The 14,356-nt window shown below is 39.8% G+C and carries 10 protein-coding genes; 5 read left to right on the forward strand and 5 right to left on the reverse strand.

What is annotated here, in order from left to right:
• Positions 1 to 171: 171 nt before the first annotated feature.
• On the reverse strand, positions 172 to 1,275 hold the full coding sequence (locus tag VXM68_RS05725) for a tetratricopeptide repeat protein (protein WP_367210677.1): 1,104 nt from the start codon (positions 1,273 to 1,275) through the stop codon (positions 172 to 174).
• A gap of 317 nt (positions 1,276 to 1,592) precedes the next feature.
• Between VXM68_RS05725 and VXM68_RS05730 the strand changes: the two genes are divergently transcribed.
• Complete coding sequence (locus tag VXM68_RS05730; protein ID WP_293880020.1) at positions 1,593 to 2,873, forward strand: replication-associated recombination protein A; 1,281 nt, start codon at positions 1,593 to 1,595, stop codon at positions 2,871 to 2,873.
• A gap of 164 nt (positions 2,874 to 3,037) precedes the next feature.
• Here the strand turns inward: VXM68_RS05730 and VXM68_RS05735 are convergent, their stop codons facing one another.
• On the reverse strand, positions 3,038 to 4,894 hold the full coding sequence (locus VXM68_RS05735) for a PepSY-associated TM helix domain-containing protein (RefSeq protein ID WP_367210678.1): 1,857 nt from the start codon (positions 4,892 to 4,894) through the stop codon (positions 3,038 to 3,040).
• 289 nt (positions 4,895 to 5,183) lie between these two features.
• The gene (locus tag VXM68_RS05740; RefSeq protein WP_293956189.1) at positions 5,184 to 5,516 is read right to left on the reverse strand and encodes a hypothetical protein; all 333 of its coding nucleotides are present in this window, start codon (positions 5,514 to 5,516) and stop codon (positions 5,184 to 5,186) included.
• A gap of 341 nt (positions 5,517 to 5,857) precedes the next feature.
• Between VXM68_RS05740 and VXM68_RS05745 the strand changes: the two genes are divergently transcribed.
• From VXM68_RS05745 to VXM68_RS05755, 3 genes are all read left to right on the forward strand, one after another.
• The gene (locus tag VXM68_RS05745) at positions 5,858 to 8,266 is read left to right on the forward strand and encodes a TonB-dependent receptor (RefSeq protein WP_367210679.1); all 2,409 of its coding nucleotides are present in this window, start codon (positions 5,858 to 5,860) and stop codon (positions 8,264 to 8,266) included.
• Between the two features lie 23 nt (positions 8,267 to 8,289).
• Positions 8,290 to 9,498, forward strand: coding sequence for a hypothetical protein (locus tag VXM68_RS05750; protein ID WP_367210680.1), 1,209 nt, complete (start codon positions 8,290 to 8,292; stop codon positions 9,496 to 9,498).
• 232 nt (positions 9,499 to 9,730) lie between these two features.
• Complete coding sequence (locus VXM68_RS05755) at positions 9,731 to 11,260, forward strand: S41 family peptidase (protein ID WP_367210681.1); 1,530 nt, start codon at positions 9,731 to 9,733, stop codon at positions 11,258 to 11,260.
• A 101-nt stretch (positions 11,261 to 11,361) separates the two neighbouring features.
• Here VXM68_RS05755 and VXM68_RS05760 read toward each other — a convergent pair whose 3' ends face one another.
• Together VXM68_RS05760 and VXM68_RS05765 are read right to left on the reverse strand one after the other, a co-directional pair.
• Complete coding sequence (locus VXM68_RS05760; RefSeq protein ID WP_367210682.1) at positions 11,362 to 13,275, reverse strand: sensor histidine kinase; 1,914 nt, start codon at positions 13,273 to 13,275, stop codon at positions 11,362 to 11,364.
• Complete coding sequence (locus tag VXM68_RS05765) at positions 13,259 to 13,888, reverse strand: response regulator transcription factor (RefSeq protein ID WP_293880006.1); 630 nt, start codon at positions 13,886 to 13,888, stop codon at positions 13,259 to 13,261. The genes VXM68_RS05760 and VXM68_RS05765 overlap by 17 nt, the downstream gene beginning before the upstream one ends.
• 277 nt (positions 13,889 to 14,165) lie before the next feature.
• Here VXM68_RS05765 and VXM68_RS05770 point away from each other — a divergent pair, with 277 nt between their 5' ends.
• Positions 14,166 to 14,351, forward strand: coding sequence for a hypothetical protein (locus VXM68_RS05770; protein ID WP_367210683.1), 186 nt, complete (start codon positions 14,166 to 14,168; stop codon positions 14,349 to 14,351).
• Positions 14,352 to 14,356: the final 5 nt, after the last annotated feature.

The following is a 14,356-nucleotide window of genomic DNA, read 5'->3' on the forward strand; positions in this document are numbered from 1 at the left end:
TTTTAAAAAATATTCAGCTCTTTTTCATAAGCGTGCTAAATTTAGTGAAATTCATAGCACATTATCGCAGATTCTAAAAATTTATTTGATTTATCTTTCGATATTTACAAAAAGCTGTATGTCGCTCTGTAAACTGCTCTTTCAGTAGACCAGCAGAAGGGGTAGATTGTTTTATTTATACAGTTCATTTTTTAACTGTATATAGGCCTTGTACGTCTGGTCCGCCGATGGATAGTCCTTTAACACAAGGTATACTTCGCCGAGTTTGTCCAGTATTGCCAATGAAAGTTGCTTATTATTTTCGTCTGCGGCCAACTCTGCGGCCTGCACAAACTCTTTTATTGCCACCTTAAAGTTACCATCCTTTTGTTTGGAGGAGGCTAGCAAATATTCAATTTCTGCGAGTTCGCTACGTAGTTTTTTTGCATTCGCCAGATCGCGGGCCTGCAGCAGAAACCATTGGGCTTCGGTATATTTATGCTGATTAAAATAGATTTCCGCAAGCATTTCCCAGGCAAAAATCTTTCCCTCATAAGCTTTGGCTTTATTGAATAGCGGTATCGCACTGCGAATGATGTTATTTTCGGCCGTTTTATATTTTCCCTGTCCCGCTCGCGCCATAGCAATTAAAAGCCAGGCGTTTGCCTGTTCCACATAACTTTTGCTCTTCATCACGTACGTATGATAGTTTTGTGCGCTTTCTTCGGCTCGCTCAAAATCCCCACTATACAACTGAAAATTGCTGATATTTAAATTAATGGTTGCAATATCATCCCTGTTGTCGGTGCGGTTAGCCAAAGAGAGTGCCTGATATAAAAATGCCGATGCATTGCTGCTGTCGTTATTTTTAATGGAAAATAAAGCGGCTTCATTTGCTAGAGCATAGCCTGCCGTCCAATTTTCCACTTTCTTTTGCCCTTCAATTGCATCGTTCCAGGCGTTGGCAGTTGCTGGCATCGGATTCATTAAGTAGTTGAAATGTCCAAGGTTATTGGTGCTTCGCAGCTGCAGTAGCAAGCGCTGAAGTAAGAGTTGCCTCGCAATTTCTTTGCTAAAAGATTTCTTTTCGGCATAGTTTTCTGTAAGTATTTCATTGGCTGTTTTAGGTGGAGGTAAGAAATACACTTCTGGTCCGATACCCTTAAACGAAGCATCGTATTTTTTAATCGCGCCCGTATAATCTTTTTCTGCATTTTGTGCCACGGCCCGACGCGGTATATTCATGAATATGGTCAGGGTGGTCAAGATATAAAACCAGTATTTTGTCATTCTCATTGATGATTACATCACAATTAATACTTACTATTAATTTCACTATTGGAGCAATTCAGCGTTGTTTTTAGACAACTTTCAATACTGCTCATGCGCTGTCAAAAGCAAATGATTACATCACAATTAATGTTTACTATAAACTTCACTGTTGGAGCAATTCAGCGTTGTTTTTGCACAACTTTTAATATTGCTCATGCGCTGTCAAAAGCAATTTACATAAATAATAGAGCAAATATGACTAAAAATTGTGTGAAAAAATGTTAAAGCGTCAAACTAAAATATTTAGTCCCTGTGCTATTTTTAATTTATAACTTTGTACTATGGCGACACGAATTCCATTAGCAGAACGACTTAGACCACGGCAATTGAGCGCTTATGTGGGGCAGCAGCATATTGTCGGCCCCGACGCAGTGCTTTATCATGCCATTCAGCAAAAAAATATTCCTTCCATGATTCTTTGGGGGCCACCGGGGGTGGGTAAAACGAGTTTGGCCTTACTGATCGCCAAAGAACTGGATCGACCTTTCTTTTCATTAAGTGCAATTCAGGCGGGGGTGAAGGATATCCGTGAAGTGATCGAAAAGGCCGAAAGGCTGATGAACTTCAACCAAGACCAGCCTATTTTATTTATCGATGAGATTCACCGTTTCTCCAAATCGCAGCAGGATTCCCTATTAGGAGCAGTTGAGCGCGGATTGGTGACACTTATTGGTGCCACCACTGAAAATCCATCGTTCGAGGTTATTTCGGCCTTGCTCTCGCGATGTCAAGTGTATGTATTGGAGCATCTTTCCGAGCAAGATCTCATTGGTCTGATCGAGAAAGCATTACATGAAGATGAATACCTGCAGAAACAGGCGATCGTTGTTGAGGAGTATGAGGCACTCTTGCGGCTGTCAGGTGGCGATGCACGTAAATTATTAAATGTGCTGGAGCTGGTGGTCAATGCGGCCATACTGCATCGAGAGCCGATCACAAATGCCTTTGTCCTGAAACAGGTACAGCAGAATATGGCGATTTATGACAAAGCAGGAGAGCAGCATTACGATATTATATCCGCCTTTATCAAATCCATCCGCGGTTCGGACCCAAACGCCGCGGTATATTGGCTAGCGCGGATGATTGAAGGTGGCGAAGATCCATCCTTTATTGCACGGCGGTTGTTGATTTTGGCTTCGGAGGATATTGGCAATGCCAACCCGAATGCCCTGTTATTGGCCAACAACTGTTTTCAGGCGGTTAACGTGATTGGATGGCCCGAATCGCGTATTATTCTTTCGCAGACGGTGATTTACCTGGCTACCTCGGTCAAAAGCAATGCTTCTTATGAGGCCATTAATAAGGCACAGGCCTTGGTGAAACAAACCGGTGACCTATCTGTACCCTTGGCTATCCGTAATGCCCCAACAAAGTTGATGAAAAACTTAAATTACGGTGCCGAATACAAGTATTCACATGCCTATCCAGGAAACTTTGTTGTCCAGGAATTTCTTCCGAAAGAAATCAGTGGCGTCAAATTATATGAACCTGGTAAAAACCCACAGGAGGAGAAATTACGGCAAAGTTTACGGGATAAGTGGAAGGAGAAATATAACTATTGATTCTGGCATAGATCTAAGTACACAGGCGGCGCTGTGCAAAACTTGATCAATAGACTTGTCGGACGATAGGAAAAAATTAGCGTCAATAGCATACTAAATTAGTGTCAACACTATAGCAAAGGCGAGCTATAGAGCTCGCCTTTGCAACTATGAATATGGAAATTTTAGGATTTTGTAGCAGGTTTGTTTTTTAAGGCAAATGCGCTCTTAAGCGGCATGACACTGGCTGGACCGGTCGTATGGCCAACAATGCTGTCATCGGATAAGTCCGTGCGGCCGTTGGAAGGTGATCCCGTAGTTTTTTTACCATTCGTATTTTCCTTTTTTTGGTTTTGCAGCATCTTTTTAAAGATGAGTAGGCCGATGATGCCCAAAGACAACCAGAGCAGATCCACCAGTAAAATATCGTTTGCTCCTGCGCGATAAGTTTCCCAGATCCAGTTCCCCGTTTTTACGCCATTCACCATTGGGATTGCAATAGACAATATTGAGCCGAGCAGCAGTGTTTCTAAGTTTGTTTTTGCGATGTTGCGCCGGATCACATAAAAAACAGCCAGAGCCAGCCAGCTATAGAAGTACACATGGAATATAAACGACTGATCTACTTTCGTCGCCAGCTTGACTGCAATAAAGCACATTGCTGTAATTGGAAACATCGTCAGGCAGCTCGCCATAAATACATTGGCCGCCCAGAAATTAAAGACGCGTTTGCGTTTGGGAATATTATTTTTATCCCTTGCGACCAGCCAGATCAGAATACCCGATATGATCACAAAACAGCCCATGATACCCAATACAAAATAGATAATCTTGACGGGGTAGCCACCAAAATCTGCCAGATGTAGTCGGTAAATAAATCCCTTCATATAATCTAGATAAGAACCATTTTCCGCCGCCGATTTTTCAAAGAGGATTTTATCATCGGCCACCCGATAGATAATTTTCCCTGAACCGGCAAAGTTTTTATCGATATCGGCATCATATAGCGCTACCACATGCATGCTTTTGTCTCCATAATTTTTGATAAAGATGCGGTTCATATGGCTATTTGGCCATTTGCTTTCCAGCTTGTCCAAGAAGTTACCCATGTTGAAGCTTGTCTTGAGCGGCTCATACAAATACGTATATTGTGTATTGTCGCTATAGCCAAGGGCTTCATATACTTGATCCTCCTTTCCATCATAAAGATATTTGCTAAACGGAATAATCAATACCGAGTTTACGATCAGTACGATTCCCGTCAGGGCATACATAAACTGGTAAGGGAAGCCGATCACACCAAGGGCCGTATGCATATCGGTCCATACCGTTTTCCATTTGTTTCCGGGTCGGAAGACAAAGAAGTTGGATTTGATTTTATCCCAATGGAGCATTAGACCAGAGATCAGCGCAAAGAGGAAGATAAACGATACCAACCCAGCAAGGGTGTAGCCAAAGGGTCTGCCAATATTGATCCCAATTTGGTTGAGCGGCGCTAAGAAGTGAAGGCGATATAAAAATTCACCCATGGTATAGTCATCGCTATAATCTGACGATTTTTTAGTGGCCAGGTCATAGGAAAAATACATCGAATCTTCGTTTCCACGTCTCCCGCGGCCACGTCTTTTCTTTTTTTCATCTTTGGCCTTTGCATCTTTTACCGCTGCACCTTTATTTTCGGTCGCCAGTCGTTTCTTTTCGGCCAATTCTTTTTGCGCCGCTACAGCTTTTGCTTTATTGGCCACCAAGGTATCCTGTGATGCGCCGATATTGACATAACTCGCATGACCGTTGTGCTGCATGTAAAAGGTGATATCCCTTCCTTTCAGTTCTTTAATCTGTGCAATAGAATCCAGGAGATGATCAAAAACCATATTTTGGTAGCTTTCACCTTTGTCGGACTCGTTTTTTTGCCAGGCATTGATTTCATTTTTAAAAAAAGAAAAAGATCCCGCAAAAAAAATGACATACAAAATGGCACAAATGATTATGCCAGAGATTGTATGCGTATTGAAGTAGATATTATAGCGTCTTAAATTCATGATAAGGTTATTACAGGTACATAAAGATGCTATAGCATACAGCGATCAGAAACAGGTATATGCCCCATATCAGCCACCCACTTTTTGACAGAAAGGCGACGAGCAATAATATTGCCCAGGCGATAAACCCCGTGACGTAAGCCGTAATTAAAATGTCTGTTTTATCGCATATTTTTGTTAGGCAAAGGTGGAAGTATAGCATCACAAAATAACCTCCAAAGAAACCAGCGGTCAATTTGAGGAAACGTTGAAAAGGAGAGCTTAGGTATTTTTTATTGGCAGGCATATCTTAAAACACAAAAAGTTCAAAAAACAAAGAAAGAAGCAGGATAACGGTCAGTTGTCTCCATTGAAAATACCGATAGGGCCACAAAAGCACGATGAGGCTAAAGAATCCCATGGTATATGCTCCAAAGGCCAATGTTCCCGAAAGGACCCCCTGCAAGTACATGGTCCATATCCATGAAAGACCGAGTATAACCATGGCCAGTAACCTCGAGCGGCTCTTATTTTTTGCAAGTGCGACCATGAAAGATGCACCTGTTTTTATACGTACCTTTTCGGATGAGCAGTACCAGCAAAAGCTTCCGGCGAAAATAAGTAAGAGTAAAAGCGTATACATTGTTGACTATTTATAGCGATTAAAAACCACTGCTTTTATTTAGATTCATTTTAAACTATGCAAATATATCAATTAAATTTGTTCTAACAACTCGTCTAAAAATTATTTACTCTTTAATAATCCCTTCTTTTATATACGTATATATCTCATTATAAGTGTATTTTATTCAATTTAACAATAAGCGTTAATTGAAATTATTATTTGTAATAAATCTAAATAAATTTATATTTGTGCCGTCAATGAAAATAGTCTCTTTCAAATGATCGCTATAGCACTGCGTTTTTTTAATGAGTTACTATTTAAAAGGCATGATAAACAACTGAAATTATTACCAAACGAACATGTTTAAGTCTTCCTACATCGTTATTATATTGTTATTCGTTTTCACGAACTCAGTCCAAGCACAGCGCACCATTACAGGTTATGTGAAAGATTTGTTTGGAAAAGGAATTGAAGGTGCTACCGTTAGTATACTGGGCACAGAAAGCCGAACCTCTACAGATTTGGATGGGTTTTATAAGTTGCGTGTAGACATTAAGCCACCCTATACGCTAGAAGTAACTTCTATCGGTTACATTGCACAGAGCGCACTTTTAAAAGGCAATGAGAATTACAAAGACATTCAGCTCAAGAGAGATGAACGCGTTCTTGAAACGGCCAATGTTAGGGGGCAGACCGAAAACCAACGTCGAGTTAACGAAATAAAAAGATCGGGGTTTAATGTCAGCGTGATTGATATGAACCGATACGCCAATCAGACAGCCAATGTCAATCAGATTTTACGTACTGCGCCCGGTGTCACGATTCGTGAAGATGGCGGACTGGGATCCAATTTTGTGTTTCGGATCAACGGGTTGGCTGCAAAAATTTATATCGACGGTGTTCCTATGGATGATTTTGGGCCAGCAATGTCGTTGAATAATATCCCAGTGAATCTGGTCGACCGCGTCGAGATTTATAAAGGTGTGGTTCCGGCGTTTTTAGGCTCCGACGCCCTTGGTGGTGCAGTCAATATTATTACAAAACAACGCAATAGGCACTTTCTTGATCTGAGTTATAGTTATGGATCCTTCAATACACATCAAGCATCATTAGTAGGGATGTACACCAATCCCAAAAGTAAACTATCAGTCCGTACCAATGCTTTCTATAATTATTCCGACAACGATTACAAGATGTATACGGAGGAGAATTATGGAATTCTTATTCAAAAAGTAATCGATAATAAATTTGTCACGATTGACGAAGCAAGACGATTTCATGACCGTTATTATTCAAGCATGGGCCAGATTGAGGTCGGGTTGCGGGATAAAAGCTGGGCCGATCAGTTTTTCGTAGGACTGACGTATTCAGGTAACAATAAACAAAATCAACTCGGCGCCACAATCAACAAACCTTTTGGTGGCAACTGGACCGAATCGGCTTACATTATGCCGACCATTAGCTACAAAAAACAAAACTTTCTAATAGACCGCCTTTATGCCGATATATATGCCAACTATGGTTATGACATTACCCGCAACAGGGATACGGCAACCTATAACTATGAGTGGGGTGGCCGTCCAATCACCAATTCTACCGGAAATTCCACTAACCGAGAGAAATATATAAGGGATAATACCAGTAGTTTACTTGGAAGAATAAATTTGAACTACGATTTTGACGAGAGCCGCACGCAGAGCTTAAACCTAAATTATAATATCAGTACCAATGACCGTCAAACCTATGATAAAATCTTAAATCACAATACTTCGGGATTACCAAAAAATATGATTAAACATATTGCTGGTCTAGCCTGGCAAAGTCAGTGGTTTGACAAACGACTGGTTGCCAACCTTGCCTTTAAGTACTATGGGATAGATACCTACCAAAAGATTGACGAACGAAAATACGACGATAATAATCAATACGTGAGTGGCGACATCGTCACACAAACAAACTATTTGGGCAATACGGGCTACAGTATAGCTGCCCGTTATCGGATATTCGACGATGGTGGCGTAAAGTTCTCTGCCGAAAGAGCCTATAAATTGCCCGAGATGACAGCAATATATGGTAACAATTTTAATATTCTTTCCAATTGGGATCTAAAGCCCGAGAATAGCGACAATCTCAATGGCGGTTTTTACTACAATACCTTCTTTAACCAAAACCACTTTATCAATCTCGATCTCTCCGGTTTTTATCGCTTGGCAAAAGACTATCAAAATACACGCATTGTAACAGACAATGGACAGGACAAATTTCAGTACTACAACATTCCGGGTGTAAAGATCTACGGCGGAAGTTTCGAAGCACGCTACGGGTATAAAGATGTTATTACTGCCGCCTTCAATGGTAGTTATGACCGAGCCATCGACAATCAGAAATACACCAACGAAAATAATCAACAAGTGAGTGCGACTTATGGATATCAGATCCCAAACCGGCCATGGGTCTATGGTAATTTGGATTTGGGTTTTGCACAAAACGATTGGTTCAGCAAAGGCAGCCGTACACAGATCAACTGGACGACACAGTATACCAAATGGTTTTACTTGAGCGACAGCCATTTGGGCTCGCTGGCTTCCAAGAATTATATTCCTACCCAATTGGTACACAGCTTGCTGCTTAGCTATTCCTGGAACCGCAACCGCTATAATCTCTCGGGTGAGGCGCGTAATATCTTTGATGAACGCGCTTACGACAATTTCCGTCTTCAAAAACCGGGGCGCGCATTTTATGTAAAACTTAGAGTTTCAATCCTATAATTAATAAAATAACATTTATAATCATGAAAAAAAATAGATTATTTGGTTTTTGTGCATTCGCTGCACTACTGCTATCTTCCTGTAAAGATAGTCCAAATGTGCCTGAGGTGACAACACCCGAACCGACAGAATATTCGGTATGGGTTGCTACGGCAAATGGCTCCTATCTTTTAACGACCGATGAAATCATGAAAGATACCTTGTTATCGCCGGCCAACAATAAGGGCGTAGACATTACCGGCAACTTACCTCAAGCCCGCTATGCCGGTTACGCGTACATCTTTAATGGTTATTATTACCTGTCCAACGATGGTACACGTTTCAGTAAGCACCAATTGGTACAAACCCCGCAAGGGCTTCTATTCAAAGAAGTAGATAATTATGCGTTTCCGAGTGATTTTTACCTTGGAAAAGTTGCCAGCCAATTTAGCACAAACGACGAAATTGTCTTTACAAGTACAGGAGCCAGTGATGCCAACCTAGAGAAAAAAATATTTGAAAAAGATATTTACTTTATGAACACAAAGGATATGACGCTGAATAAGACTTTAAAAGCGCAGATCCCGATGTTGGATTATACCGTATATAAGAAAGATGGAACGGTCGATCCGACGATCCTCAATGTGACCAGTATGCGCGTTGCTGGAGGCAAGGCCTATTTTGGATTTTTCTACTACGATTCCGATTATAAGCCTGTCAACACAAAAGCTTACGCCTATATCTGCGATTACCCAAGTATGGCCAACGGTCATATCATGAGCGATGACAGAACGAGCTATGTAGCTGGTCACTGGCAGCGTGAAAACTATTCTTTTCTTGATGATAACAACAATCTTTATCTTTTGACGCGTGGTAAAACAGATGGTACTTTTGCGATCTTGCGTGTCAATAATGGACAGACGGAATTTGACAAAAGCTATTTATACGATCTGAAAGACTATGCCGTAAAAGGCGGTGATCTCGCTTGGTTGGGAGACGGTAAAGCGTATATCAGGCCATATGTTATCGATGTGGCCAATAAGAGAATCGTTGCTAACTTGGCCGAAATGACAGGTGGCGACCCTACGACCACTATTAACTTGATTCAAGATGGCAATCTCTATACCGCCGTAAAAACGCCCGCATCCAAGTGGTTTATCTACGAATATAACATTAAGAACAACAGCGTTAAAAAAGGTGCTGAAATTGATCCTGGAGTAACACAAGTCTATCATATCAATAAACTGAAATAACTGACAGTTCTGATGTGTTAAAGGATAAAATACCCTATAAATATGAGTAAAAGTTTTAAAAAAGATAAAAATCTAAAGATTTTTATCTTTTTTAAAACTTTCTCTAGGATGGGTTGTTATTCTAACGTTTTTCAATAGGTAGTAAACACGCTGGCACTCCCCATGGCTAGCGTGTTTTTTTTATTGCAGATAGGATTAAATTTTTTATGTTTGTTTTACACATGTTTCAACTATGAAATTAAAGACTTTAATCCGAGTGGGGAAGTTTGTTGGTATAGCGCTGACAGGGCTGGTTGTCGTTGCCTGTAAAAAGGATAACCCTAAACCTGAGCCAGAACTCGAGCCCGTTGTTACCGAGCGTACCGAAGCGCAGTTAATTAAGGATGATATTTACAAATATTATAAATTATATTCCCTTTGGGAGACATCCATTCCTGACTATAAAGCCGATCCTTCCAAGTTTACCGATCAATACAGTTCTGCCGATGCCGTGCTTGCCGCACTCAAGCGACTGACACCAGCGCGTGCAGCCTATTCAGGCGGTGTATTCGACCGGTTTTCGTATATCGTGGGGCTCGACGGTTATAACACGGCAACTACAGCTACCGGAAGGCTCAAGATGGATACCAACGACGGGTATGGCATTTATACTAGTTTTGGGACGGAAGACGGAATAACAGCTTATCCAATTATCTATTTTGTAGAAGGTGGTTCACCTGCGCAGAGAGCTGGTTTAAAACGGTCGGATTATATTACTGCTGTAGGTGACGACACAGATTATTCATTTGCTGTAACCTGTGAAGGCCAAAATTGTAGCTTTAATGAAAGTGACCGGGATAAAATTCGGAACAAACTGAATGCCGCACTTGACGCTGGTACACTTAAGTTAAAAGTGAAACATCAAGACGGGACAACAACGACAAAGGATCTTACTTATGCAAATGGTTATACCATTAATCCGATTTATAAAGATACTATCTATGAGTCAACCGGAAACAATGTGGGCTATCTTGCCCTGTCTTCCTTTGAACAAATAGAAGACCCGGCCGCTTCGGGATCAAGTAGCGAAGGGATAGCGAACAAGTCGGCGATTGATGCTGTCTTTACCAAGTTTCAGGATAAGCAGATTAAAAGCCTGATCGTTGATCTGCGCTATAATGGCGGCGGTTATGTCGATGCTTCTGCCTATATTGCTGATAAAATCGGTGGTGCAACTACCAAGGGCAAATTGATGCTTACCTATGAAGTAAACAATTACATCAAATCCACGCCAAGTATCAATAATATGTTTCAGGATACCAAGTTTGAAGGTAAGAGCAATTTAAGCCTCAATAAAGTCTACTTCCTGGTGAGCGAAAGTACAGCATCTGCTGCCGAAATGCTGATCAATGTACTGAAACCATATATGCAAGTACAGATCATAGCCTCCGGTACGCGTACTTACGGCAAACCGGTAGGTTTCTTTGAGCAGGTCGTCCAAAACAAAGTTTCTTTCTGGCCAGTTTCCTTTCTATTGAAAAATTCTGCTGGTTTTTCTGACTATTGGGATGGACTTGTTCCCGATAAACGTAATATAGAAGATTATGTATTTGCTGATGTGGGGAATAAAAAAGAGACCATGCTTGCGACAGCATTGAACGATGCTGCGCCAGGTATCACGACCAAAGCTTCCATTAACGCTGTAAGTCGCAAAGGATATCGTACCCTCAAAGGAGGAGAGGTCAATATCCGACCAGATCGCGGCATGATCAAGAAACGTTAATCAAGACATATGTGTTTTAAAAATCCCCTAAGCATACAACTTAGGGGATTTTTTTAGGTTATTATTCGTTCGGAAATACAATCGAATTGGGGCAGCATCGCCTAGGTACACACTATTTCAATAAAAACGGAGGTTCGATTTACCTCAGATGTAATGGCCATTTTACCATTTATTTTTTCCAGTCTATTTGTGATAGACTTAAACCCCAAACCATAATTAAGCTGCTTTTGAGCGTTGAAGCCTCTACCGTTATCTTCAATTAAAATAGTCAATATATTATTTTCTTTATAGATGGATAGCTGTATTTTTTTGGCCTTTGCATGTTTAATTATGTTTGTTAAAATTTCTTGAAAAATATAGATGAGCTGAATCCTTATCTCGAGCGATGCAATCTCCAGTGCGCCCGGATCAATATTTATTTCAGTTTCATATTCCCCTTTTGGTAAGGCATACTTGATGATTTTCAGTAAATTGTCGATGTAAGTACTTTCGCTAATTAGATAATCCTCATCATTTAATTCGTGGCTCTGCCTACGGGCCTCGTTATAGAGCTCATTCGAAATGTGAATCAGGACTTCAATGTTTTCATTTTGTTCTGAAGTCATCTCGTCATGTTTCAATATTCTTAATCGCTGTTTGATACTGGCAAGCTTGCTTGCAAAAGAATCATGAAGATCTTGCGCTAGCTTGTTCTTCTCCTCTCTTCTTATATGCTCCAGACGCTCCTCCATGACGGAAATTTGGAGGTTTACCTCTCTGTCCAATTCCTCGATACGTTTTTTCGACTTCGAATCTCTTTTTTTAAATAGGTAATACGCTATTAGCGCGACGGTAGTAAATAGGCCAATTAGGCCAATGATCCATAGTCTCCTAATATTTTCTTTCTTTTGAGCAATATTTAACAGTTCTCTATTTATCTCAGATTGCGTGTGTGAATACACTAAATTATCGATATCATCTACCAACAATGCCCTTAATGAATCTGTCGAATGGGCAACTTTTTTCATTTTGGTATAGGCAGTAAAAAAATCACCCTCTTTTTCAGCAATTAATGTCGTCAAAGCATTGGCTTGATAATGTTGTTCTTCTTTTAAAAATGGTATGCTTCTCAGCGAATCCAGGTACCTGTAGGTTGAATCTTTATTTTGTATTTTATAATAGTAATTCGCTTTGGATAGGTAGTACTTACTTCGAATATTGTTGCTGATCTCTTTCTCCTGTATGATGTTATTATAAATCGCTTTTTTCATGTCGGCAAGCGCTTCAACTGCCATTGTTGATGGAAAAGATCCTATTAGACTTTGCTGATAGCGAATGTGTGCTTGATAAAAGTTTACATGTTGAGCTGAGGTATTGTCCTGAGGAAGCTTTTTCTTAAGCTCAGCATAAATCCTTTCAGAGAGGGCATATACTTTTTCTGCTCCTGTATAATCTCCTGTGGCAACGAATGCTTCAATCGCCGGATTAAGGATAGAAATGTAAGTCATTGAAATATTTAAGTTTACTTTGCTTTGTTGAATAAGCTTTGGAAAAGAAGAAAGATAAAGAAGGTTGGCATCATAGGTTTCAAGTACCTTTTTGTAGTTTCGGTTTTCTAAATAAACATTGATTTTCCTTCCCGCCACCATTAATGCCTTTTGGCCATAAAAATCATTGATTTCCTTTTCAGCCTTTTCAAGATAATAAATACACTCTCCATTGCGATTGGAATATTCCGCATTATTGGCAAGCATAATGTAGTAATTAATTCTATAGGGCACAAAATCATCAGATTCTTTTGTGTATTCTTTGTACGTCTTCAAGTGTTCCACTAGCTTTTCCCGCGGAAATGTGACGCCTTTGGAAAACTGTTGATCGACCCAAAGATCCATTTTATCAAAATATGCTATTCGACTAGTTTTTTTATTATCGAAGATAGTAGCAAAATCATAATTTTCGAATTGGCAATTCGCATTGGAGATGTTTAGGAGAATACAAAGGATTGTAAAAAACGATGATTTAATTGATAATTCCATTTTCCTTAACGATTTTTAATAATTGTAAAATGGAGTTACATTTTGTTTTGGCCATCATTTTTCTGCGATAGGTAATAATCGTATGTGTACTTAGGCAGGCTTTTTCAGCTGCCTGAGCAATACTAAATCCATTCATAAAAAGGTAAAGGAGCTGTATTTCTCTTTTAGAAAACGCCAGTGAAATGCTTGCTGTATTTTTAATTAGGTCTTGCAAAGATTCCTCCATAAAGAATTCTTTTTTTTCTATTGATTTTAAACATGCCATTAAGGTGGAAATTTCGCAAGATTTGCTAATGATCCCATTGGGTCTCACTTGGAGCATGCTATTAATAATATGTGGACTGTTTGTAGAAGATAGGAAGATGAATGAAGAATGTTTGACCAGCTTTTTGATATCTTGAAGCACAGTCACGCCATTATCGTTTCCCAGAAAATAATCCAAGAAGAAATGAATATTATTTCGTTCATCTTCCAGTAAATAAGCCATCATTTCACTGTACTTAGTAAATACGTGCACGTAGTCAAATATGTTGTACTTTTCTAGTAAAAGTGAGAATGAATTGGCAAATAATTTCTCGTCGTCTAAAATTACCGCAATTTTAAGCTTTTTCATTGTGTTAGTTTTTTACTAAGCTTCGAATATAAAGTTTTTTAACCTCCGCTTTTAAAATTTCATCATTAATAGGTCTGAATAATTCATATTGTAAAGTATCGGCTACCAATGTTTAGTTATAAGTTATACCGTATGTGCCTAATATTTGCTCTTTTCAGCCTTCATTGTTTGTGGTTTGTTGACTAATGTATTGATTTGTATGCTTTTACTGCTAGCAGTGGAGCCGAGTATTCGTGTTAAAATCAATAGAAAGAAAATTACATTATGACACTTAAAAATGGAAAAAGAAATTAAAAATGTTAGGGAAGTATATGTTCCGCCCCGTCTTCAGGTCGTGGACATTCTAATGGAGAATTCGCTTGCCGCTAGTTCGGCCAATGTGATTCCGGGCGATAGCTATGGTAGCGGAATTGATCATGAGTGGAAGCCTGGAGAGAACAAAAAATGGGAAATCGAATGGTAATTCAA

The sequence above is a fragment of the Sphingobacterium sp. R2 genome, from assembly GCF_040760075.1.
In the GTDB taxonomy this organism is placed as follows: Bacteria; Bacteroidota; Bacteroidia; order Sphingobacteriales; family Sphingobacteriaceae; genus Sphingobacterium.

What these genes read in the sequence shown, in the direction of transcription:
- VXM68_RS05725 (WP_367210677.1), bottom strand. Translation starts at nt 1,275, where the DNA reads ATGAGAATGACAAAATACTGGTTTTATATCTTGACCACCCTGACCATA.
- VXM68_RS05730 (WP_293880020.1), top strand. Translation starts at nt 1,593, where the DNA reads ATGGCGACACGAATTCCATTAGCAGAACGACTTAGACCACGGCAATTG.
- VXM68_RS05735 (WP_367210678.1), bottom strand. Translation starts at nt 4,894, where the DNA reads ATGAATTTAAGACGCTATAATATCTACTTCAATACGCATACAATCTCT.
- VXM68_RS05740 (WP_293956189.1), bottom strand. Translation starts at nt 5,516, where the DNA reads ATGTATACGCTTTTACTCTTACTTATTTTCGCCGGAAGCTTTTGCTGG.
- VXM68_RS05745 (WP_367210679.1), top strand. Translation starts at nt 5,858, where the DNA reads ATGTTTAAGTCTTCCTACATCGTTATTATATTGTTATTCGTTTTCACG.
- VXM68_RS05750 (WP_367210680.1), top strand. Translation starts at nt 8,290, where the DNA reads ATGAAAAAAAATAGATTATTTGGTTTTTGTGCATTCGCTGCACTACTG.
- VXM68_RS05755 (WP_367210681.1), top strand. Translation starts at nt 9,731, where the DNA reads ATGAAATTAAAGACTTTAATCCGAGTGGGGAAGTTTGTTGGTATAGCG.
- VXM68_RS05760 (WP_367210682.1), bottom strand. Translation starts at nt 13,275, where the DNA reads ATGGAATTATCAATTAAATCATCGTTTTTTACAATCCTTTGTATTCTC.
- VXM68_RS05765 (WP_293880006.1), bottom strand. Translation starts at nt 13,888, where the DNA reads ATGAAAAAGCTTAAAATTGCGGTAATTTTAGACGACGAGAAATTATTT.
- VXM68_RS05770 (WP_367210683.1), top strand. Translation starts at nt 14,166, where the DNA reads ATGGAAAAAGAAATTAAAAATGTTAGGGAAGTATATGTTCCGCCCCGT.